This window comes from Corynebacterium sanguinis, from assembly GCF_007641235.1.
Lineage (GTDB): Bacteria > Actinomycetota > Actinomycetes > Mycobacteriales > Mycobacteriaceae > Corynebacterium > Corynebacterium sanguinis.
On the sequence record NZ_CP038157.1, the window covers coordinates 2,181,782 to 2,203,809 of the forward strand.

16 protein-coding genes and 1 tRNA gene are annotated in these 22,028 nt (G+C 64.5%); 8 read left to right on the plus strand and 9 right to left on the minus strand.

Annotated elements, in window-relative coordinates; genetic code table 11:
• The first annotated feature begins 74 nt into the window (after positions 1-74).
• Positions 75-1,682 carry an alpha/beta fold hydrolase gene (locus E3227_RS10520; RefSeq protein WP_246062685.1) on the plus strand — a complete coding sequence of 536 codons (1,608 nt, stop codon included), beginning with the start codon at positions 75-77 and terminating at the stop codon, positions 1,680-1,682.
• On the opposite strand, the gene E3227_RS10525 is transcribed toward E3227_RS10520, so the two are convergent.
• Positions 1,679-2,344: a type 1 glutamine amidotransferase domain-containing protein gene (locus E3227_RS10525; protein WP_136652589.1), complete on the minus strand. Its 666-nt coding sequence runs from the start codon at positions 2,342-2,344 to the stop codon at positions 1,679-1,681. The two genes, E3227_RS10520 and E3227_RS10525, sit on opposite strands and share 4 nt — an antisense overlap.
• Before the next feature lie 404 nt (positions 2,345-2,748).
• Here E3227_RS10525 and E3227_RS10535 point away from each other — a divergent pair, with 404 nt between their 5' ends.
• Together E3227_RS10535 and E3227_RS10540 are read left to right on the plus strand one after the other, a co-directional pair.
• On the plus strand, positions 2,749-4,092 hold the full coding sequence (locus E3227_RS10535; protein WP_144317347.1) for an IS256 family transposase: 1,344 nt from the start codon (positions 2,749-2,751) through the stop codon (positions 4,090-4,092).
• 87 nt (positions 4,093-4,179) lie between these two features.
• On the plus strand, positions 4,180-5,367 hold the full coding sequence (locus E3227_RS10540) for an IS481 family transposase (RefSeq protein WP_144318430.1): 1,188 nt from the start codon (positions 4,180-4,182) through the stop codon (positions 5,365-5,367).
• A gap of 99 nt (positions 5,368-5,466) precedes the next feature.
• On the opposite strand, the gene E3227_RS10545 is transcribed toward E3227_RS10540, so the two are convergent.
• Positions 5,467-5,540: transfer RNA gene (locus E3227_RS10545), tRNA-Arg, on the minus strand.
• Between the two features lie 97 nt (positions 5,541-5,637).
• Between E3227_RS10545 and E3227_RS10550 the strand changes: the two genes are divergently transcribed.
• Entirely contained in the window at positions 5,638-6,747 is a 1,110-nt protein-coding gene (locus E3227_RS10550; RefSeq protein WP_144318431.1) for an alpha/beta hydrolase, read from the plus strand.
• Here E3227_RS10550 and E3227_RS10555 read toward each other — a convergent pair.
• Positions 6,673-6,885 (minus strand): PspC domain-containing protein, encoded by a 213-nt coding sequence (locus E3227_RS10555; protein WP_136653587.1) that lies wholly within the window; start codon positions 6,883-6,885, stop codon positions 6,673-6,675. The two genes, E3227_RS10550 and E3227_RS10555, sit on opposite strands and share 75 nt — an antisense overlap.
• A 110-nt stretch (positions 6,886-6,995) precedes the next feature.
• Positions 6,996-7,493 carry a MarR family winged helix-turn-helix transcriptional regulator gene (locus E3227_RS10560; protein ID WP_144318432.1) on the minus strand — a complete coding sequence of 166 codons (498 nt, stop codon included), beginning with the start codon at positions 7,491-7,493 and terminating at the stop codon, positions 6,996-6,998.
• 178 nt (positions 7,494-7,671) lie between these two features.
• Here E3227_RS10560 and E3227_RS10565 point away from each other — a divergent pair, with 178 nt between their 5' ends.
• A complete protein-coding gene (locus tag E3227_RS10565) occupies positions 7,672-8,199 on the plus strand; it encodes a YceI family protein (protein ID WP_136653591.1) in 528 nt (175 codons plus the stop codon).
• Between the two features lie 489 nt (positions 8,200-8,688).
• On the opposite strand, the gene E3227_RS10570 is transcribed toward E3227_RS10565, so the two are convergent.
• The 4 genes from E3227_RS10570 to E3227_RS10585 are packed head-to-tail and all read right to left on the minus strand — an operon-like array spanning position 8,689 to position 16,456.
• Entirely contained in the window at positions 8,689-11,328 is a 2,640-nt protein-coding gene (locus tag E3227_RS10570) for an AAA family ATPase (RefSeq protein ID WP_144318433.1), read from the minus strand.
• A gap of 5 nt (positions 11,329-11,333) precedes the next feature.
• Positions 11,334-12,470: a metallophosphoesterase family protein gene (locus E3227_RS10575; protein ID WP_170228675.1), complete on the minus strand. Its 1,137-nt coding sequence runs from the start codon at positions 12,468-12,470 to the stop codon at positions 11,334-11,336.
• A gap of 37 nt (positions 12,471-12,507) precedes the next feature.
• The gene (locus tag E3227_RS10580) at positions 12,508-13,329 is read right to left on the minus strand and encodes an SWIM zinc finger family protein (protein WP_144318435.1); all 822 of its coding nucleotides are present in this window, start codon (positions 13,327-13,329) and stop codon (positions 12,508-12,510) included.
• A gap of 1 nt (position 13,330) precedes the next feature.
• Entirely contained in the window at positions 13,331-16,456 is a 3,126-nt protein-coding gene (locus E3227_RS10585; protein WP_144318436.1) for a DEAD/DEAH box helicase, read from the minus strand.
• 98 nt (positions 16,457-16,554) lie between these two features.
• Here E3227_RS10585 and putP point away from each other — a divergent pair, with 98 nt between their 5' ends.
• From putP to E3227_RS10600, 3 genes are read left to right on the plus strand one after another with little or no spacing between them, the layout of a single operon-like run.
• Positions 16,555-18,102, plus strand: a complete 1,548-nt coding sequence (putP, locus tag E3227_RS10590; protein WP_144318656.1) for a sodium/proline symporter PutP — start codon at positions 16,555-16,557, stop codon at positions 18,100-18,102.
• A 12-nt stretch (positions 18,103-18,114) separates the two neighbouring features.
• On the plus strand, positions 18,115-18,726 hold the full coding sequence (locus E3227_RS10595) for a GmrSD restriction endonuclease domain-containing protein (RefSeq protein ID WP_144318437.1): 612 nt from the start codon (positions 18,115-18,117) through the stop codon (positions 18,724-18,726).
• Positions 18,727-18,736: 10 nt separating this feature from the next.
• Complete coding sequence (locus tag E3227_RS10600; protein ID WP_136653603.1) at positions 18,737-19,225, plus strand: DUF2269 domain-containing protein; 489 nt, start codon at positions 18,737-18,739, stop codon at positions 19,223-19,225.
• A gap of 639 nt (positions 19,226-19,864) precedes the next feature.
• On the opposite strand, the gene E3227_RS10605 is transcribed toward E3227_RS10600, so the two are convergent.
• Positions 19,865-21,988, minus strand: a complete 2,124-nt coding sequence (locus E3227_RS10605; RefSeq protein ID WP_144318438.1) for a DEAD/DEAH box helicase — start codon at positions 21,986-21,988, stop codon at positions 19,865-19,867.
• Positions 21,989-22,028: the final 40 nt, after the last annotated feature.

The following is a 22,028-nucleotide window of genomic DNA, read 5'->3' on the forward strand; positions in this document are numbered from 1 at the left end:
TGCATTCAAGGTAGCATTAATCACCGTCTGCTCCACGCCTTCTCTTATTTCCTTGGAAAGGTTTTACAATGCGCATGCCATTTTTCGCCCAGCGAGCGCAAGCGTCGGCGGCCGCATTGCTCTTTGCCGCTGTGCATGTGAATGTCGTCGCTGGCGCCGCTGAAGCTCCCGTGCCCGAGGTCACCGCCGAGCCGTGCCCCATCACGGTCAACGTTGAGCGAGCCGAGTGCGGCCGCATCGAGGTGCCCATGCGTTACGACGACCCCGCCGGCGAGGCAATCTCCGTCGGGTTCATCCGCATCCCCGCGCAGAACCCGGCTGCGCGCCGCGGCGCGTTGTTCGGTAACCCGGGAGGGCCGGGCGGCGACGCGTACACCTACTTCGGCACCGAAGGCAGCGGTTTCGACTGGCCACAGGAGATCCGCGACGAGTGGGACTTGGTGGCGGTCCAGCCCCGCGGGTTGCTCCATTCAACGCCGCTGAACTGCCAGTCACCGAACCCGCAGACCCCACTGGACGTAGCGCAGCTCCAAATTGAATCCACCTTGTCCAGCGGTCGGGTGAGCCGCTCGCTATGCCAGGGTCAGCGGCCGGGTTACCCGGAGACGATCACGACGGAAAACAACGCACGCGACTGGGACGAGGTTCGCCGAGCGCTCGGCTACGACAGGATTTCGATCATGGGACTGTCCTACGGCACCTACCTCGGATCCGTTTATGCCACTATGTACCCGCAGCACACCGACCGTGTAGTGCTGGATTCCACGATGGATCCTTCCCTTGCCTGGCAGGGGCTGATGCGCACACAGCAGGGCGGCTACGAGCGCGCGCTGAACGATTACTTCGCTTACGTGGCCGCCAACGACGCAACCTACGGGATGGGTGACACCCCGCTGAAGGCCTACCAGTACTGGTCGCGCAAGGTCGTCGCCGAATCAGGTACGAACCCAACAGTAACCCCTCCCCCGGCTCAGGTCGGGGACCTCCCGCCCGGGCTCGGATCCTCCGGCCAGGCCGGCGCGGACGTGCTCACCGCCACCGGGAAGGCCCGCGTGGAGGGCGAGGGAATCGTCTCACGTCTTCTCAACCCCGGGGCAAATCAGGCCACCTCCCCGCTGCTCACCGCGACCCGCATAAACCTGCCTCACCCACAGGCCTGGGATCAGCTCGCGCGACTCACAAACGGGACTCTTGAGCAGGGCCAGGACGCAGCGCCCGCGCAGGCACTTATCGACGAGTACCAGCAGCAAGTCGTGGCATTGCACCAGCTCCAGGCGGTCCAGATGTGCAACGAGAATGTCTCCCCGCCCGATTTCGGCCTCATCCCGGCGGCGCTGTGGTCCTCTGAGGTCAGCGGCGACATCTTCACCAGCCCCAATGCCGTGATTGGCTCTGGCATGTACTGCGCGGGCGCCGAGCCTGTTGCCGGCACAGCGGAGCTGGATGGTTCCCGCCTCGAGCTCCGCCCGCTGCAGATCAATGGCACCGGGGATCCGCAGACGGTGTATGAGGGACGCGGCACCATCGCCGAGTCGATGGGCAGCCACCTGCTCACCGTGCACGGCCCTGGCCACGGCCACGTCGGGTTCGGCAACAAGGTAGTCGACCGTATCGTCATCGACTACCTGCGCACCGGCCGCACGGAGGCGACAGACGCGCCGGGATACTTCGAGGCGCGCTAGATGCTTTCGAGGATCTTTTCTGCCAGCTCCTTTGACGACGCCGGGTTCTGCCCGGTGTGGAGGTTGCCGTCGGAGACGACGTGGGGGCTAAACGGTTCAGCCGCGCTGTAATCCACGCCGAGCTCAACGAGCTTGTCCTCGAGCAGCCACGTGGCCTTGCTCGCGAGGCCGCCGGCGCTCTCCTCGGCGTTGGAGAAGCCGGTCATCTTCCGCCCGGCAAACGGTGATTTCCCGTTCGCGTCAGCCGTGGCCGCGATAGCCGCCGGCGCGTGGCACAACAGCGCCAGGGTCCGGTCCTGCTCGAGCCTGCTCGCCAGGATGCGTGACGACGCCTCGTTGACCGCCAAGTCCTCCATCGGGCCGTGCCCGCCCGGGTAGAACACCACGTCGAAGTTGTCCGGGTCGACATCTTCGAGCGAGGCCGGGTTGTCAATGACTGGAGCCAGCTCGGCGAGAATCGCCTCCTGCTCGTCATTGAGGCTGGCGGGGTCGGCGACGGGTTTGCGTCCACCGGGGGTTGCCACCGTGAGGTCCCAGCCCGCGTCACGGAAAACCCCGTACGGGGTGGTGAACTCCTCGGCCCAAAAGCCGGTTGGGTGCTGCGAGGCGTCGTTAAGCGTCCAGTGGTCTGCTGCGGTGAGAACGAAAAGTGCTTTGGTCATGGCCCCAGAATACGAATGCAGCGCCGGGCTGTCGGTGAATTCTCTGGCCGTTGCCTGCGGGTTTTAGCCACAAACCATGGGAAGAATCAAGCGGCGCACTGCGTGCTGCGCCGTGCTCACCAGGAGGAACCGAAGGAGCCGGCAAAGGTGGTGCCGCGCCTTTCCATAATTGTGTCCCCGACAGTGTCCGAAGTCACGACATAGTTGACAGGGCGTGCCTGGGGTGGCGGTTGTGATGGTTGTCAGGTCAGTCGCGACATCGTTGACAGTTAGGGTCGCAAAACCACCTGGGATGATGGTTGTCAGGTCAGTCGCGACATTGTTGACACTGGTGCCGGGGCGCGTGAGGGTGTCAGATGGTTTGTGTGTGAGGGATTCCCCTCACACCAAGGAGATGAACCAGAATGACTACCGTGGCACGACGAAACCCAGAGGACTCCGCAAAGATCAAAGCGATCGAGGAAAAGCTCCTCGCCAATCCTGAGATGGCGAAGCTGATCGACGAGCTCGGCACCTCCACCACGGATGCCAACGATCTCGTCCGGGGCCTGCTCCAGGCCTCGATCAACCGGGGCCTCAACGCCGAGATGGATGCCCACCTCGGCTACCAGCACGGCGACCGGAACAGCAAGGAAGCCGCTGGTCAGAACAATTCCCGTAACGGTTCCTACCCCAAGCGGGTCGATTCGAACTACGGACCGGTCGATGTCGCTGTTCCCCGGGACCGTGACGGATCCTTCCTGCCGACAATGGTGCCCAAAGGATCCCGCCGGCTGACCGACGTCGACGACATGATCATCAGTCTCTATGCCGGTGGCATGACCGTCCGAGACATCCAGCACCACATGGCCACCGCCATGGGCGTGGACATCTCCCATGAAACAATCTCCGCGATCACCGATGCGGTCCTCGAGGAGGTCATGATCTGGCAGAACCGCCAACTTGATGAGTTCTACCCCGTGGTCTTCCTCGATGCGTTACGGATCAAAGTCCGTGACGGGGGCCGGGTGGTCAACAAATCCGCGTACCTGGCTATCGGGGTGGACATGGAGGGGATCAAACACATCCTGGGTATCTGGCTGGCTAAAGAGGAAGGAGCCTCGTTCTGGGCGCAGGTGTGTGCCAACCTCGCTACCCGCGGAGTGCACGATGTGTTCATCGTGTGCTGTGACGGGCTCAAGGGTCTGCCGGAGGCTGTGGAAGCCACCTGGCCGGATTCGATGGTCCAGACCTGTGTCGTCCACCTGATCAGGGCAGCAAACCGGTGGGTGGCCTATGGAGATCGTAAGGCGGTGTCCGCCGAGTTGAAGAAGATCTACACCGCCCCCACCGAGCAAACCGCTCTGGCGGCGTTGACGGAGTTCGAGGCCTCCGAGCTGGGGGAAAAGTATCCGCAGTCAGTCAAGGTGTGGCGCGATGCGTGGGACCGGTTCATCCCGTTCCTTGAGTTCCCACCGATGGCTAGGAAGGTGATCTACACCACGAACTCGATTGAGTCGATGAACAACGAGCTGCGTAAAGCCACCCGGAATCGGGTGCAGTTCACCAACGATGAGTCTGCGATCAAAACCGTGTGGTTGATGATCTGCAACATTGAGGACAAACGGGCCGCCAAGCGTGCTAAGCAGGGCAAACGGGTCGCGGCGACCAGCGGCCGGCTGATCGAGGGCAGGCGGGTGACGAACTGGAAGCAGGCCATCAACCAGATGTCTGTGGCTTACCCTGACCGCTTCGAGCCCTACCTCTAATAATCACGCCCCACACACAAACAACTTGACACGCTCGGGCGCGTTTCGGCGGCCGTCAAGCTGATCAGCCGCGACATTGTTGACACGGTGAACAGCCCCAACCGCAACCTCGCCATCGTTAAAGCCGTCAGAGAACAACACGAACCCGTGGCAAAAGTCGCCGCCCGCTTCAACATCTCACGCCAAAGGGTCTACAAAATCCTGGCCGACTTGGATACAGGCGGACCCGACGCTATCGCCCCGAAGTCCCGCGCACCGCGCACCCACCAGCACGCCGTACCCGAACCGCTGCGCAACCACATCATCGAGATACGCAAAGAACTCACCCGGGCCGGTTTCGACGCGGGCCCCGACACGATTGCCTTCCACCTGGAGCGCCAAGGCATGCGCGTGCCATCACCATCAACAATCCGCAGGATCATCACCGCCGCCGGTTTAGTGACCCCGCAGCCGCAGAAGAAGCCGCGCAGCTCCTACATCAGGTTCGAAGCCGCCATGCCCAACGAATGCTGGCAGGCAGACATCACCCACCTGTTCCTTCTCGACGGCACCCGGGTAGAAGTCCTCGACTTCATCGACGATCACTCCCGCTACCTGCTGTCGATGACCACCCGCGCCGCCTTCACCGGCGTGGCCGTCGCAGACGAACTATCCCGACTCATCGACATCTACGGCCCACCGGCATCAACATTGACCGACAACGGCCTGGTGTTCACCGCACGCCTGGCCGGACGCAAAGGCGGGCGAAACGCCTTCGAGAAAGTCCTGACAACCCACCGCATCCAGCAAAAGAACGGCAGGCCGGGCCACCCGCAAACCCAAGGCAAAATCGAACGGTTCCACCAAACATTAAAAAAATGGATCAGCGCACAACCACCAGCGGAAACCATCACACAGCTACAACACCAACTCGACGAATTCGCCGGCTACTACAACACACAACGCCCGCACCGCGCCCTAGGACGGCGCACCCCCGAGACCGCCTACACAACAGGGCCGAAAGCCACCCCCACCACCACGCCCACCCAAGAATGGCGCGTGCGCCACGACATCGTCGCCCCCAACGGCAAAGTCAGCATCCGCTACGCAGGCAGGCTCTACCACCTAGGAATCGGACGAGCATGGGCCGGGGAGAACATCCTCATGGTCATCACCGACAACCACATCACCACATCCACACAAGAAACCAGCGAAATCATCGCCGAACACTACATCGACACCACCCGCCAATACCAAAAACCATACTGGCGAAAAGGCGACCCACCCCTGAGCTAAAACGCATAACCGGCGCCCCGGAAAAACAAAACCCGGGACACCGGTTTGCCAACCATGTCGCGACTGATCTGTCAACCATGTCGCGACTCATGACAATTGTGTCCCCGACAGGATTCGAACCTGCGACCTTCGGTACCGGAAACCGATGCTCTAATCCACTGAGCTACGAAGACATGCACTTGTTCAGTGCGCACTAAAGGTTATCACCCGGTGCGAGCGGTGAGCGAATCACCCATCATCTCAAGGCGTGCGTGAATAAACTTAGGATTTATGTTTTTATCCCGAAATGTTTCTCTCGCCGCGGCGGCAACCCTTCGAGCTATCCCCAATGCTGCTTTGAGACTGCTCGGCCGGCAGAAGTCGCGCAACGGGTTAGTTCTCGCTCCCGATGTGAGGGCCTCGGCGCTGGCGCTTCGCCTAATTGCGAAGGATACGGCGGACCTCGACGTTGAGGAGGCGCGCAAGGAGATCGAATCGCAGGCGAGGCTGGCGGCGGGGCCACCCATTCAGGTGGGTGCGGTGTGGGACGCGCACATCGCTTCGACCCCGGTGCGCCACTACCGCCCCGCCCACGCCACGGGTGAGCTTCCGGCGGTGGTGTATTTCCACGGCGGCGGCTGGGCCACAGGTTCTTTGGAATCCCACGACAACACGTGCCGCTTCCTGTGCGCGTACGGCGACGTGGCGGTGATCTCGGTGGATTATCCGCTCGCCCCAGAGCACGAGTTCCCGGCCGGGCTCGACGCCAGCGATGCGGTGACGAGCGCGGTCTTGGCCGGCGAGGTCGACGGTATCGATCCCGCCCGCGTCGCGTTCGCTGGGGATTCCGCCGGCGCGACACTCAGCGCGGCGCTTTGTTTGCGCAGGGCCGCCCGCGGCGAGAGCCAGCCGGCGCTCCAGGTGCTCATCGTCCCCTCGACGAATTTGGCCACGTTGGACACGCCGTCGCAACGCGAGTTCGACACGGGCACCTACCTGACGCGCAAGCAGCTGGAGTACTACCGCGAGCTGTACACCAGCGCGTCCGACGACCTGACGAACTGGGAGATCTCGCCGTCGCTGGCGCCGCCCGAGCTCCTCGCCCGGGTTGCGCCCGCCTACATCGCGGCCGCGGGGTTCGACCCGCTGCGCGACGAGGCGGTGACGTTCGCTCGCTCGCTTGTCGACGTCGGCGTGCACGCGACCGTCAAAGTCTACGACTCACTCACGCACCCGTTCGCCAACGCGTTTTACGTGTGGAAAGACGCCGCTGTTGCGATGCACCAGATTGTCGGCGCGGTCCGCTTCGCGCTGGCGGTGGATGAGCTAGATCCCCTCGGGCATGATGATCCAGGCGGCGATGTAGAGCAGCACGCCCGGCAGGATGCCAGCGAGGATTAGAACGATAAAGATGATGCGAACGAGCACCGGGTCGATGTTGAAGTAGTTGGCCACTCCACCACAGACGCCGGCGATCCACCGGTCGGTGATCGAGCGGGTGAGGCGCTTGCGGGGGCTGGTGTTGTTGGTGGTCGACATGGTGTGGGTTCCTTTCCCGTTGGTGTGGTTGTAACCTTCTGACACTTCCCATTCAACGGGGGAACAGGTTTCCCGACAACGGGGTTTACCCTGATTTCGACCCTGATTCTTTAGTCGAACTTGTTGATCTCCGAGCACTTCGGGATGCCGGGGACGTTGTCGACTTCCATGATGCCGCCGAAGAAGCGTCGTAAAGCGGCGATGTCCTCGGGCTCGAGGTGGTCGAAGATGATGCGGCGCACGCTTTCGACGTGGTCGGGTGCGGCTTGGGTGACGCGGGTCAGGCCGTCGTCGGTGAGCTTGACTAACACCCCGCGGGCGTCGCCAGGCGACTTGCACTTGGTGATCAGTCCACGGCGCTGCATGCGGGTGACCTGGTGCGAGGTGCGCGAGCGGTCCCAATCCAGAACGGCGCAGAGATCGCGCAGGCGCAGCTCTTTGCCCTCTGCCTCGGACAGGGACACGAGGACGGCGAACTCGGAGGACGAAAGGTTCGACCCTGCTTGAAGGGTCTCGTCGATGACGCGGTCGACCTTTCGGGATGCGGCGAGCATGAGTCGCCACAGTTCCTGTTCACCATCGTTGAGCCAGCGCGGTTGTTCAGCCATAACACTGAGGTTACCTTGTGCGTCAACTGCTTCAAAGAAGATCACCCCTTTTATCTACTTTCGTCTACTCCCGTCCTGACCTGCAGGAAAGGTATTTATTCACCTTTAAGTTGACACGTCACATAAAAGTGCTATATTTGCTGTTGCTAACACGTCAACAGCTTGAAGGAGTTTTACAATGTCTCACCTCACTGGAACCTGGAACCTCGACCCCGACCACACCGAGATCGGCTTCGTCGCCCGCCACGCAATGGTGACCAAGGTCCGCGGCAACTTCCCCGAGTTCACCGCGCAGCTCACTGTCGACGGGGAGAACCCGAAGGCGACCGCGACCATCAAGACCGCCTCGATCGACACCGGCAACTCCGACCGCGACGCACACGTGCACGGCGAGGACTTCTTCGACGTTGAGAAGTACCCGGAGATGACCTTCGAGTCCACCGCCTTCAACGTCGACGAGAACGGCAACGGCACCGTCGAGGGCAACCTGACCATCAAGTCCACCACCAAGCCGGTCACCCTCACCGTGGAGACCTTCGGCGTGGAGACCGACCCCTTCGGCAACGAGCGCCTAGGCTTCGAGGCCAGCACCACAATCGACCGCACCGACTTCGGTGTGGACTTCCAGGCACCGCTAAAGTCCGGCGGCGTGCTGGTGTCCAACAAGATCACCATCGTGATCGAGGGCTCCGGCATCAAGGCTTAGGCCGGTCGTGCTTGGGGGGTTTCCTTGGGGTGGGATGTCACGGTCGACGTGGTTACCGGGGGTAAAACAGCAGGTCGGGGGTGTTGTAAACCGCTTCACCGTGACATCTTGACCGGTGCAATGTCACGGTCAACGGGGTCCGGGGTGCAAAACCCCAGTTCGGCGGTGCCGGGATCGGCTTCACCGTGACATCTTGGCCGGTTAAATGTCACAGTCAACGGGCAGCGGAGTACAAAACCGCAGGTCGGCCACCCAGCAAACCACTTCACCGTGACATCTTGACCGGTGCTATGTCACGGTCAACGGGGTCCGGGGGGCAAAACCCCAGTTCGGCGGTGCCGGGATCGCCTTCACCGTGACATCTCAGCCGGTCAAATGTCACAGTCAACGGGCAGCGGGACACAAAACCCCAGTTCGGACACGCCGAGAACCCCCTGACCGTGACATCCCGGCCACGAAACACACCAAATACAGCAACCGAGCCAACCGCTACTCCCCCACCTGCTTAAGTTCGCTAATAGACGCCACCTTGGCAACGCACACGCGGTCAAAGCGCTGCGGGAAGCACGTCAGTACAAACACCTGCGACTCGCGCCCCACCTGGTTGAACAGGGAGTTCATCAGCTCCAAGCGCGTTGGGTCCGTCGCCCCCAAGGCATCGTCGACAATCACCGGCACGGGGCTTTTACTTGCTTGGCCCGTTCCGGCGAGCTCCGCAATGGCGAAACGCACCAGCAGGGCAAGCTGCTCTTTCGCGCCCCCGGAAAGCTGGTCGAGCGCCACGGTCGCGCCGTGCAACGTGCGGGCCTGGATCTCCAGCGACTCGCCCAGGGTGAACTCGACATCCGGGCCGAAAACCCGCGTGGCGTAGCGGTTGAGCGCCTCCGCAAAGGGCGCGGCGTAGCGGGCGCGGGCCTCGTCGCGGTGGCGCAGCATCGTCTCGCGCAACAGCTGCGCGGCCTCCGCCCGGCGCGTAGTTGTGGCCAACTCCGATTCGGCTGCCTCGAGCGCGGAGGCGGCCCGATCCGCCTGCTCCGCCACGCCGGCGGCCTGCTCGATACGCCCTGATAGCTCCGCAACCCTGCGCTCCGCCTCCCCCAGCCGGTTGCGCAGATTGCGCACCTTGACCTGGGCGCCTTCCAGAAGGTCGGCGGCCAGCTCCGGGTCTGCGCGCTTGAGCTCGACGGCAAGTACTTCTGCCTGTTTCTTCGCCGCGTCCAGCGCAACGGCTGCCCGCTCGCGCGCAGTCTCAAGCTGCTCGGTCGGAGTCTTCTCCTCCGCCGCGGCCAAGCTCGCCACCGCCGCATCTTTCTCCGCGGTCTTCGCCTCGGCGCGCTCCTCCAACACAGCGAGCGCGGTCGCCTCCTTACGCTCCGCCCAGGGACGCAGCGCACCCTCGGCCAGCTCAAGCGCATCGCTTGCCTCGTCCAACTCGCGCTGCGCTGCGCTTAAGGCTGCCTCCGCCTCGTCCTCACCGAGCTCCCCAACAACGGCATCCCCCTCTACCAGCGCAGCAAGCCGGGCGTGCTCGGCCCGCAGCTCCTCCGCGTCGCGCGCGCCGAGGACGTCTTCGCGGCGGCGCTGCGCCATCGTCAACTCTCCAGCAAGTTCCGCGTGGGTGTCGCGCAGGCTGCGTAGGGCATCGATGTCGTCGCAACCGTGGGCGTCGAGTAGCTCGCTCAGCTCCCGCTGCGCGCTCTCCACCGCCTCGGCGGCCTGCTCCGTGCCCTGGGCACCGCGGTAGACTACGTCGACGTCGCCGATGCCGACCCGCGTGCCGTGGTGGACACCGACGGTCGCAGTACCGTCGAAATCCACAACATCGCCGTCAATGCTTAAAACAGAACCCTCTGGGGCGGTGATCTCGAGCTTGGCCGACGCGGTGTCGCGAAGCCTGCGCTGCAGGCCAAGCTCTTCTCGCGCCTTTTCCACCGCGCGCACGTCAGCGTCCGTGACGGGCTTTTCGGGCTGCGCGGCGCGCAGATCCGCCAGTTCTTTGTCGGCGGCGTCCAGTCGGGCGATGATTTCGCCGAGCTCGGCGGCCCGGATGCGGCCACGCACCTGCTGGCGCGCAGCCTCGGCGTCCTTGACGTCCGCGCGGGCCTGGGCGAGGCGCTCCTTCGCGCGATCGCGCGCCCCGGTCAGTTCCACCACGCGCGCCTGTTCGCCCTCTGCTGCCTCGCGCGCCGTAACCAGTGAGGCCGAAAGCTCGGCGGCCTCGGCGGTGAGGGCGTCGACACGCGAGCGGGTGGCGGCGCGCGCGGCGATGTCCTCGGTGGCGCGCTCGAGGTCGATCTCGGCGCGGTCCTTCGCCTGCTGCGCCGCCTCGGCCTTGTCCGCCAGTGCCTTGGCGGCAGCGGCCTCTTCCGCGCGGGTTGCCTCCTGTTCAACGGCCTCGGGCAGCTCAGCGGAAATCCTCGCGATCTCCGTCTCCTTGCGCGCGACCTCGTCGACGAAACCGGAGAGCCTGGCAACCTCCGCGTCGAGCTCGGCGACGGACGCGCTCGCGGATTCAACACGCTTCTCCAGGTCGGCGTACGCGGCGTTTTTGCGGCCCTTCGCGGTGAAAAAGCGCAGGTACTCCGCCTCAATGCGCTGCATCAGCGCAGTGTCCTCGGTCCCAGGCGCGGCCTCGTCACTGCCTGCCTCACCGGTGTCCAAGGCGCGGGTGATCGAGGGAATGCCGGCGGCGGCGATGCCCGGGTCCAGCTCGCCCTGGCGCAGAAACAGCGTCGCCGCCAGGGTTTTGTCCAGGTGCTCGTCCAAGATGGCCTCGAGCTTGTCGTCGGCCTCCCGGCCCGTGAACTGCTCGCGCTTCGGCGCGGTAATGGTCAGCTCCGAGCGCTTCTTGCGCAGGAACACCTTGCGCACGCTGAACGTGTATGGGCCCACCGTGGCGCGAAGCGTGATCTCCGGCCCAACGTCTTTTCCGGCAGGCGCTAAGACCTTGACCCTGCTGTCGGAGGTGGAGTGCTTGAAGTTGAGCACGGCGTCAATGGCGTCGAGCACGGTGGATTTACCCGCCTCGTTGTCGCCGTGCAGCAGCATCACGCCGGTGTCCGGGATGTCGTCAAGCTCGAGGTGTTCCACGGCGCGGACGTTGCGCAGCGAAATGGAGTGGATCTTCATGGCTCCTAGGCCTCCTTCGCCAGACGGAACAGCAGGTTGACCGCGTCGCGGGCGGTGGCGTCTCCCCCGGTCGCGGCCGTGGCCAGCTCGCCCATGGCATTGGCCGCGAAGCCTCCGAGCGGCAGGTTCGCCAGCTCGTCGGCACCGGGCTCGAGGTGCAGATCCATCAGGCGGGTGCGCTCACGCAGAGAGGCAAACACCGGCTCAAGCTCGGCCAACCCCTCCTCCAGCCGCCGCGTATCCTCCAGCCCGAGCGTGCCCACGATGGCGTACTTAATCACCGTGCGCTCCTTGTCCGGGTACGCGCGCAGCTGAGCCAAAAGCTTATCGACGTCCACCCCACCACCGACCTCGAAGTGCAGGGCGTGGAACACCCACGCGCCCACCGGTACTTTCTCCACCTCCGCGTGCCCCTTGGACAGCTGCACCACCAGCGCGTTGCCGGAGTCGACCTCGCCGCCGGCAACGCCCGGGGTCAGGTCGTGGAAATCGGTCGTCTCCGGCGAGCCGGAGTACCAGACGCTACCGGAGTCACCCAGCGAGCGGGTTGAGTGCGTGTCGCCCAGGGCCACGTAGTCGATGGTGCCGTCGGCAAGCTTAGTCTCGAGGTTGTCCAGGTCGATGGTGTCGGGGGCCACCTCGCCGGTGCGCGACTGCGTCTGCCCGTGCCCGACGAGCACGCGCAGCGCCTTGGTCGGCGCAAGCGGCGCAAGCGCTGCGGCGCACAGGTCCTCGGAGGCGTACTTGGCCTTCAGCGGCGCGCCGACGATCTCGACGCCCTCGCGCACCTCGACAACATCGGTGGAATCGAGCATCGTGACCCCTGTGAGATCGTGCGTGCGGCTAAAAATCGAGTCCGCCACCAGCGGGTCGTGGTTGCCGGGCAAAAGGTACACGGGAACGGGCAGGTTATCTAGCGCCTCGAGCGCCCGGCCGAGGGTGCGCTTTTCCAAGGCGTTGTGCTCGAAGACGTCACCGGCGACGACGATGAACTCGGCGCCGCGCTCTGTGGCGAGCTCGCCGAGGCGGTGCACGGCGCGCAAGCGGGCGTCGTCGAAACGCGATTGCGCTTCCGGCGGCAAGAACTTGCGCGTCATGCCTAACTGCAGGTCCGAGGTGTGAATGAAGGTCAGAGGTTTCATGGCATTGTTTGTAGCAAACGCGCCCGACATCACGGCTTCACTGCCTGGTCAACTCCTCGTACAGGTCTTCGATGTCGGCCACAGCGCGCAGCTGATCGATGTTGGTAAAGGATACCGACTGCATCGCGCGGTGCAGCATATCGATGTCGGAGTCCTCGATCATCGGCGCGAGCTTCGGCTCCGGCAGCCTGGGCATCTCGCGGCCGTCCCAGAAGTACTCCGAGCCTTCCTCCGAGTTCTCCTTCGCCACCGAAACGGCGCGGTTGCGCACCCCCTGCTCGAAGGTGGCCAGGTTCAAGTTGCGCAGCGAGAAGATGACCTCGGGGGAGGCGTCGATAAGCTCGGCGGCTTTCTGCGCGACGGCCACGGCGTGCTTGCACACCGCCGCGGGGTCCGGGCAGGTGCAGAAGAAGCGGACGCTGGCGGGGTCGGGGGCGAGCAAGATGTCGAGCACGTCGTCGTCGAACTCTCCCGCTCGTGCCCTGGCCACCGAGTTGGCACGCCGCGCCATGATGTTCAGCGCGTCCTGGACGTCGGTCGGGGCACGGCGCGGCAGCTGGATGCTGACGCTAAACGGGTCGTTCTGGCTCCCCGCGACAACCCCGTCAAAGCCCCCGGAGCGCACGGTGACGTCGAGCACGTGCTCGCCGGCGGCATACTGCTGGCCGCGCTTGGTGCGCGCCGGATCGGTTTGGCGCACCGCGGCGTTGAACACGCGCATCGCCGCGGGCGAGAACGACGGGGCGCGCTGCAGCGGAGGCTGCGCGGCACCCGCCTCCTCCGGGCTAGTCACCCGCCGGCGCGCCCCGAAGTTGGCGTAGATGACGTTGTCTTCTCTCGGCCTGTTGTGCTGCGCCATGTCAGCCCTCCTCCGCTCGGTAGCTCATCAGCCGCGCGAGGTCCTCGGTGTCGAGCTCGGTGATCCAGCCCTCTCCCTCGCCCACGACGGTACCCGCCAGGTGCATCTTGCCGTCGAGCACATCCTGGATGGATTCCTCCAGCGTGCCGCGGGTGATCATCTTGTACACGGTGACGTTTTTGTCCTGGCCGATGCGGTACGCGCGGTCGGTCGCCTGGTTCTCCACGGCCGGGTTCCACCACCTGTCGAGGTGGATGACCACCGAGGCTGCGGTGAGGTTGAGCCCGGTACCTCCGGCCTTCAGGGAAAGCAGCATCGCGCGCGGTCCGCCCACGGATTGGAAGCTGTCCACCATCGCGTCGCGCGCGTCCTTGCTCACCCCGCCGTGCAAGAACGGCACCGGCTCGCCGAGACGCTCCGCCAGGTACGGCTGCAGCAGCGCGCCGAATGCCTTGTACTGGGTGAAGATGAGCACGCGCTGCTCGGAGTTGATCGCCTCGCCGAGCAGCTCCATAAGCATGGCCACCTTGCCGGAGCGGTGCTTTCCCTTCAGCGTGACCGCAGAGCCGTCACCGAGGAAGTGCGCGGGGTGGTTGCAGATCTGCTTGATGCGGGTGATGGTGGCCAGCACCATGCCCTTGCGCGCCATGCCCTCGCGCTCTTCGAGCTCGGCCTGGGCATCGCGCACCAGCGCGGTATAGAGCGCCGCCTGCTCGGGCGTCATGTCCACGGTGACAATGTGCTCGTTTTTCTCCGGCAGGTCGTCGATAATCGCGGGGTCGGTCTTGAGCCGGCGGAGGATGAACGGGGTGGTCAGCCGCCGCAGGCGCTCGCTCATCTCCTCGGCGAGCTCGACGTCGCGGCGCGACTCGATGACCTTGGCAAAGTGGTTGCGGAAAAAGGTCTGGCTGCCCAACATGCCGGGGTTGACAAAGTCGAGCAGGCTGCGCAGCTCAGAGAGCTTGTTCTCGATCGGCGTACCCGTCAGCGCGATGCGGTGCTTCGCCGGGATCGCGCGCACGCTTCTCGACGCCCTCGTGCCCGCGTTCTTGATCGCCTGGGCCTCATCCAACACAACGTGGTCGAACTCAATACGCGAGAGGTCCTTCATATCGCGCCCGGCCACCCCGTAGGAGGTAATCACCACGTCCGCGGAATCGATCTCCCCGAACAGCTCATCTCCGCTGAGGCGCTGCGTGCCATGGTGCACCACGACCTTCAATTTGGGAACGAAGCGTTTGGCTTCGCGCGCCCAGTTTCCCACCACGGAGGTCGGTGCGACCACGAGTGTCGGGCCGGTGCGCTCGCCCCGCTCGCGTTCCACGGCGATCAGGGTCAGCAGCTGCAGTGTTTTCCCCAGCCCCATGTCATCGGCCAGCACGGCGCCCAAGTTGGAGCGCGACATGAAGTACAGCCAGTCAACCCCGCGGCGCTGGTACTCGCGCAGCTCAGCGTTGACCCACCCGGGGATGTCCACGCGCTCCGGGGCGGGCCGCTGCGTGCCCGCCACCAGCGAGGTAAACCACGGCGAGCCGGAAAACTCCACCGGCGCCTCATCGTCGGCCGCGGCGGATTCCAGGGCAAGGTCGCGCAGCTCAGCGGCGGTGACCGCACCCTCAGTGTTGTTGGAGGCCTTGAGCTGCTCGTAGCGCTCGCGCAAGCGCTCTGCCTCTGCCGCCAGCTCGGCGGCATCGCCGGCACCATTGGCCTCGGCCAGCGCTGCCCGGGTCCGTGCGGCCTCGGCCTCGCGCTCGGCGCGCGTCAGCGAGCTTTCGGCGAGCTTTTCCATGTAGCGCTGCGTGCGGGCCAGAGCGTTGCCGTCGGCAAGCACCCACTGCCCGCGCAGCTTGACCAGCCCGGATTTGGAGTTGATCAACTGCGCCATTTCGGCATCGTCAAGCTCGATGTCCCCGACGGAGATTTTCCAGTCGTAGGAAACGAGAGTGTCAAAGCCCAAGTGGGTGACCGTGGATGAGTCATGCGGGTTGGCTTCAGCGGCGACGTTGAGCTTGGCGGTGGTTTCCGCTGTCGACCACGCGCGAGGCAGCATCACCGCAAATCCGCTCATGCGCAGCTTCACCGCGTCCAACCGCACGAAACGCACAATCTCATCGGTGGTCAGGTACGCATCCCAATCCCCCTCCATCTCGGGCGAGGCTAACGCGGACCCGGCGCGGCGCGGGTGTTGAACAGGATCGACCAAGTCGCTGACCTCCACCGCCCGGTTCAGAGCCTGGCGCAGGGTCTGGGCGGTGGCGGCGTCGTAGTCGTGCAGGCGCACTGGCCGCGGCGAATCGGTGCCGGAGCGGACCTGCACCCGCACGGGCCACTGCGCGGCCTCACTGCCATCGTCGGTGTCGGCGGCCTCGTCGGCGTCGGCGGGCTGCCCCACGATGAACACCAGCTGCAGGTTGACTGCGGTGATCGAACCATTCCAATCGCTGAGCTTGCGTGTCAGCTCCGCCCCGCCGCGGCGCAACGGGGACGCGGTGAGCAGCGAGTGCACGAAATCGTGCCACGGGTAGGGCCGGGTGTTCTCGTTCAAGCCCTCGAGCTGTGCGGTAGCGATCCAGTGCACGAGCGTGTGGGCGAGGTCCTCGTCCAAGCTCGGGTTGTTCACCGCCAGCACCCCGGGGGCCGCGGCGACCATCTCGGCGAGCCAGCCACGCTCTTCCACCCCCGTGCCCAGCTGCCACTCGGCGTACCACTGCCCGTCGCGATACGGCACGTGGATGCTCACCCGTCCGGCGCGCACGAACCGGTGCAGTCCGACATACATGCGGATCAACCACTGAAGATCCGGGGCGATCGCAGCGCGCTGGGACGCCGTCGCCGCGGGGGAATCAGAGTCCACGAACATCAGCGTCGCGAGGAAAGAGACAGTCTCAGCCGGGGCGAACGCGGCCGTCGGCACGCGAAGCTCCACGTGCTTTCCGCGCGGGGTTTGCAGGCGCACGCGGCGTCGGTGACGGAACCTGGAGTCGTCGACAAGCTTTTCAACAACGGGCGGGAACGTGCCCACAGGAACCTGGGACGGAAGCACAATCCGGTGTCCCTCCACCTGCTCAACCCACAGGTTGAGACCGGACTCGGGCAACCAGAGTCCGTGGAGGAGGAATTCAGGCATAACCTCCCTTATACCACGCGTGCGGGACACGATACGCTGTGTGAAACTTTCGACCCGCTGAAAAAACCAAGGAGCAGGACAACGTGGACAACGCGTGGATGATTCTTGCCATCGTGCTGTACTTCGCCGCGATGCTGGCCATCGGCTACTACTCGTGGCGCAGGACAAAGAAGTATGACGACTACGTCCTTGGCGGACGCGGTTTGCCACCCTTCGTCGCCGCGATCTCGGCCGGGGCATCCGATATGTCGGGGTGGCTGCTGATGGGCCTGCCCGGCGCGCTGTTCGTCGCGGGCTTCAGTGAGCTGTGGATCGTCATCGGCCTGCTGATCGGCACCTGGGCAAACTGGAAGTGGGTCGCACCCCGCCTGCGCTCATACTCAGAGGTCGCGGGAAACTCGATCACTCTGCCGAGCTTCTTCGAAAACCGCACCCGAGATTCCTCGCGCGTGCTGCGCATCACGGCCGCAATCATCATCATCTTCTTCTTCACCTTCTACGTCTCTTCCGGCATGGTCGCCGGTGGCAAATACTTCGAGTCGACGTTCGGCGGCGAATACCTCACGGGAATGCTCGTCATCGGTGCCGTAACCGTCATCTACACCTTCATCGGCGGTTTCTTGGCCGTTTCCTACACGGACGTGGTGCAGGGCATGCTGATGTTCCTCGCCCTACTCACCGTGCCGATCATCGCCCTGTTTGCCCTGGATACCCCCAGCGAGATCTTCTCCTTTGCCGCTGCGAACCCCTACGGGCCATTCCCGGAGGCGAATCCCACCTACTTCAACCTGTTTGCCGGCGTGTCTGCGGTGACGATCATCAGCAATCTCGCGTGGGGGCTCGGTTACATGGGCCAGCCGCACATCATCACCCGATTCATGGCACTGCGCTCCCCGGCTGAGGCGGCCTCGGCTCGCCGCACCGGCACCTTGTGGGTCACGTTGTGCTACATCGGCGCGATCTTCACCGCGCTCGTCGCCACCGTCTTTTTCACCCAGACGGGCGCGCAGGTCACCGACCCCAACGGAGAGACCATCTTCCTCGACATGACCCGCGTCCTGTTCCATCCCTTGGTGGCCGGCATCGTCCTCACCGCCGTGCTCGCCGCGATCATGTCGACGATGTCCTCGCAACTTCTGATCACCTCTTCGGCACTGATCGAGGACCTCTACCGCGTGCTTGGCAAACGCCAGCTGGCCGGCGAGCGTCTGCTCCTGCTCTCGCGCGCCATGGTCGTGCTCATCGCGCTCGTCGCCATTGCCTTGGCCGCCAACCCCTCGGACACCATCCTCGGCCTTGTCGGGTTCGCGTGGGCAGGTTTCGGCGCCGCGTTCGGCCCCGTCGTCATCGCCTCGCTGTACTGGAAAGGCCTGACCTCCGAGGGCGCGATTGCCGGCATGATCACCGGGGCGGTCACGGTGTTCATGTGGGGTTCCGTCGACTCGTCCATCACCGAGATTTACGAGATCGTGCCCGGAGTCGTCCTCTCCACCGCGGTGATGGTCGCCGTGTCCGCCACCACCCGTACCCGGCCCGGCGTGGCCAAGGAGTTCGACACGGCGATGCGGGTCAATGACTACGCGATGCGCAACCCGGAGGCCAGCTTCGACCAAGCCCTCGAGCGGAACCGCGGCGCCGGCGCCTAAGTCTAAGAGGGTGTGCGCTACTACCTCGCTGCCCTCATCGCCCTCACCCTCGCCGTCATTCCGTTCCCCACCCCGCGCTCGCTTATCGACGCCCCCACCAACGCCTCCCCCGCCCAGCGCACCACGATGCTGGGCTATGAGCGAGACGCCTTCGGCCCCGGCTGGGCCCCCGTCGCCGACGGATGCGACACCCGTGACACCCTGATGGCCGAGGCGTTCGGCGCCGTCTCGTGCGACTCCCCGCATAGCCAGTGGGTCTCCAGCCCCATCACGGACCCCTACACGGGCGCCCCCTTGGAACCCGCTGATGTCGAGATTGACCATCTCTACCCCCTCGCCGCGGCGTGGGACGCCGGCGCACACGCCTGGCCCGGCCCCACGCGCATCGCCTTTGCCAACGATCCGCGAAACCTCGTGGTCACATCCGCCGAGGCGAACCGGTCCAAGTCCGACCAGCTCCCCAGCGAATGGCTGCCACCCGCCATCCGTTCCCGCTGTGTCTACGCCCGCCGGCTCGTCGCCGTCGCCCGGGAGTACTCGCTAGCGATGCCCCACCCGGACCTGCGCGCGGCGCGGCGCGCATGCACGGGTCTCACCGGGCTAATTGGCCGACCCTACCTGTAAGGTGGAGCACATGAATACTGTCTTCGTTCTGCTGCACGTAGCCGCCGCAATCCTGCTGCTCGGCCCCGTCATGGTTGCCGCCTCCATGTTCCCCCGCCAAGCTGCGGAAGCCCGTTCCGGTGCCCAGGAGTCAGTGGGCCGCGCCAGCGTTTTGCAGCGCCTCACGTCTACCTACGGCATGCTCTCCGCGCTCGTCCCGCTGCTCGGCGCCGTGGTACTGATCTTCGGCTGGGATGTCTACAAGACGAACTACTTCCTGCACACCGCCATCATCCTCGCGCTGATCGCCTGGGGCATCCTGTTCTTCATGGTCATCCCGCAGCAGCGCAAGATGATGGGCACCCTCAACGCGCTCGACCCGGCCGAGGCCGACCAGAGCGACTACACCTCCAACTTCGAGGGCGCGAAGGCAAAGGCCACTGCCGGCGCGGGCATCTTCAACCTGCTGGTGATCATCACCCTGATCCTGATGTACCTCCCGTCGACTATCTTCGCGTAAAGGTTTCATCGCAGCGGCAGCCCGGTTGGTCGGGCTGCCGCTTTTTGTGTGTTTGTAGGGGTTCGGTTTTTTGGGGGCCGCAAAAGCCCAGGTCGGATGTGGCCGGTACGGCTTCACCGCGACATCTGACCCAGTGAAATGTCACGGTCAACCGGCAACCGCATGCAAAACCCCAGGTCGCCGCAGCCCGACTCGGCTTCACCGTGACATCTGACGCGGTGGAATGTCACAGTCAACCGGCACCAGCGTGCAAAACCCCAGGTCGCCGCAGCCCGACTCGGCTTCACCGTGACATCTGACGCGGTCGAATGTCACGGTCAAGCTGCAACCCAGCGCAAAAGCCCAGGTCGGATGTGGCCGGTACAGCTTCACCGTGACATCTGACCCAGTGAAATGTCACAGTCAACCGGCACCAGCGTGCAAAACCCCAGGTCGCCGCAACCCGACTCGGCTTCACCGTGACATCTGACGCGGTGGAATGTCACAGTCAACCGGCGCCAAAGAGCAAAACCCCAGCTTACAACAACCCCACCCAGCCTGACCGTGACATCTGACCCGGCGAAACACCACCCCCAAACAAAAAGCACCGACACTACCGAAGTAGTGTCGGCGCCCATTCAGCCGTCAGAAGCCAGCGAACTAGTCGCGCCAGTCCCGGTCGCGACCGCCACGGCCACCGAAGCCGCCGCGCCCACCGCGATCATCACGATCACGATCACGGCCACGCCCGCGGAAGCCGCCACGGCCGCCGCCGAAGCTGCGCGCCGCGCCGCCCTTGTCGCGCTGGATGTTGATGAGCTGGCCGGAAATCCTGGTGTCCGATAGGCGATCCAGCACGGACGAGTCGAGATTCTGCGGCAGCTCCACCAGTGTGAAGTCGCCGCCAATGGTGATGCGGCCGAAGTCGCGCGAGTTCAGCCCGCCCTCATTGGCAAGAGCACCGACGATGGCGCCCGGGCGGACGTGCTGGCGCTTGCCGACATCCAACCTGTACGTATCGAAGTTCTCACTGTCATTCTGGCGCCCGCGCCCACCACGGTCACCCCTATCGCCGTGGTCAAACCGATCCCGGCGCCCGCCGCGATCGCGATCGCGTCGATCGTCGCGGTCCCAGCCGTCGCGGTCGCGGCGGGCGCGTTTGTCCTTCGGCGGCTCCTTCATCAGGAACTCGCCCGCGGCATTCGCCTGTGCGGCCAGTGCCGCCGCGATGTCATCCATCGGGATGTTGTTCGTGTTGGAGTACTCGCGCACCATCGCCTTGAAAACGTCTTGGTCCTTCGACTCCAGCGACTCGGTGATGGAGTCCATGAACTTGAGCTTGCGGCTCTCGTTGACTTCGTCAACGGTCGGCAGCTCCATCTCCTCGATCGTCGCGTTGGTCACGCGCTCGATGGAACGCAGCATACGGCGCTCGCGGGGGGTGACGAAGAGGATGGCCTCGCCGGTGCGGCCCGCGCGTCCGGTGCGGCCGATGCGGTGCACGTAGCTTTCCGTGTCGTTCGGGATGTCGTAGTTGAACACGTGGGAGATGCGCTCAACGTCGAGGCCGCGGGCGGCAACGTCGGTGGCAACCAAGATGTCGAGGCGGCCGTCGCGAAGCTGATCGACGGTGCGTTCACGCTGCTGCTGGGCAATGTCGCCGTTGATCGCGGCGGCGGAGAACCCGCGCGCACGCAGCTTCTCGGCGAGTTCCTCGGTCTCGTGCTTGGTGCGCACGAACACGATCATCGCCTCGAACTCGGTGACCTCGAGGATGCGGGTGATCGCGTCGAGCTTGTTACGGTGCGCCGTGAACAAGTAACGCTGAGTGATGTTGGTGTTGGTGCGGGTCTCGGACTTCACCGTGACCTCAGCCGGATCGTTGAGGTACTGCTTGGAGATCTTGCGGATACCATTGGGCATCGTCGCGGAAAACAGCGCGACCTGCTTGGTGTTCGGCGTGTCCTCGAGGATGCGTTCGACGTCTTCCTGGAAACCCATGTTGAGCATCTCATCGGCCTCATCGAGCACGAGGAAGCGCAGGTTAGAGATGTCGAGTGAGCCCTTTTCCAGGTGGTCGATGACACGGCCCGGCGTGCCGACGATGATCTGCGCACCACGGCGCAGACCGGAGAGCTGGATACCGTAGGCCTGGCCACCGTAGATCGGCAGAACCTGAATCTTGCCTAAGTGGTCGGCAAACGACTGGAAGGAGTCGGCGACCTGAAGGGCGAGCTCGCGTGTCGGAGCAAGGACGAGCGCCTGCGGGTGGCGCAGCGAAGGATCGATCTGGCTAAGGACCGGCAGTGCGAACGCGGCGGTCTTACCGGTACCGGTCTGGGCCAGCCCCACGACGTCGCGGCCTTGCATGAGAAGCGGAATCGTCTGCGCCTGGATCGGCGACGGCTGCTCGTAGCCGACCTTCTTCACCGCTGCGATAACGGAATCGGGCAGGTCCAGCTTCTCGAACCCATTCTCGGGCTCCTCGGCTTTAGGCTCATCAGCCTTGGGAGTGTCGTCGGCCTGGGGCTTATCCCCCGCCTCAGTCTCGGAGACCTTCTCGGTCTCAGTGGCGTGTGCAGGCGCTTCTTTGGCGTCTGCGTTCTCAGTTACGGTGGCTTCGGCTGCGGCCGAAGCGCCGGTGTCCTCAGAATCTCCCGCATCCCTGGTGTCTGCTGCAGCCTCATTCTCAGATGCTGCGACAACCTGCGGGGTGTCCTGATTTTCCGACAGTTTCATGTCCGGCTCAAACTCGCTGCCGGTAGCGTTTTCGGAAGTGCTCATTGTTGCCCCACCTTACGCGAGACGCGCCGGTATTACTATT

Bases quoted from the DNA above. Each gene is read 5' to 3' on its own strand.
- E3227_RS10550 (WP_144318431.1), top strand. From the start codon at position 5,638: ATGTTTTTATCCCGAAATGTTTCTCTCGCCGCGGCGGCAACCCTTCGA.
- E3227_RS10580 (WP_144318435.1), bottom strand. From the start codon at position 13,329: ATGGCGCAGCACAACAGGCCGAGAGAAGACAACGTCATCTACGCCAAC.
- E3227_RS10585 (WP_144318436.1), bottom strand. From the start codon at position 16,456: ATGCCTGAATTCCTCCTCCACGGACTCTGGTTGCCCGAGTCCGGTCTC.
- E3227_RS10570 (WP_144318433.1), bottom strand. From the start codon at position 11,328: ATGAAGATCCACTCCATTTCGCTGCGCAACGTCCGCGCCGTGGAACAC.
- E3227_RS10575 (WP_170228675.1), bottom strand. From the start codon at position 12,470: ATGAAACCTCTGACCTTCATTCACACCTCGGACCTGCAGTTAGGCATG.
- E3227_RS10600 (WP_136653603.1), top strand. From the start codon at position 18,737: ATGAATACTGTCTTCGTTCTGCTGCACGTAGCCGCCGCAATCCTGCTG.
- E3227_RS10605 (WP_144318438.1), bottom strand. From the start codon at position 21,988: ATGAGCACTTCCGAAAACGCTACCGGCAGCGAGTTTGAGCCGGACATG.
- E3227_RS10555 (WP_136653587.1), bottom strand. From the start codon at position 6,885: ATGTCGACCACCAACAACACCAGCCCCCGCAAGCGCCTCACCCGCTCG.
- E3227_RS10535 (WP_144317347.1), top strand. From the start codon at position 2,749: ATGACTACCGTGGCACGACGAAACCCAGAGGACTCCGCAAAGATCAAA.
- E3227_RS10560 (WP_144318432.1), bottom strand. From the start codon at position 7,493: ATGGCTGAACAACCGCGCTGGCTCAACGATGGTGAACAGGAACTGTGG.
- E3227_RS10565 (WP_136653591.1), top strand. From the start codon at position 7,672: ATGTCTCACCTCACTGGAACCTGGAACCTCGACCCCGACCACACCGAG.
- putP (WP_144318656.1), top strand. From the start codon at position 16,555: ATGATTCTTGCCATCGTGCTGTACTTCGCCGCGATGCTGGCCATCGGC.
- E3227_RS10525 (WP_136652589.1), bottom strand. From the start codon at position 2,344: ATGACCAAAGCACTTTTCGTTCTCACCGCAGCAGACCACTGGACGCTT.
- E3227_RS10520 (WP_246062685.1), top strand. From the start codon at position 75: ATGCCATTTTTCGCCCAGCGAGCGCAAGCGTCGGCGGCCGCATTGCTC.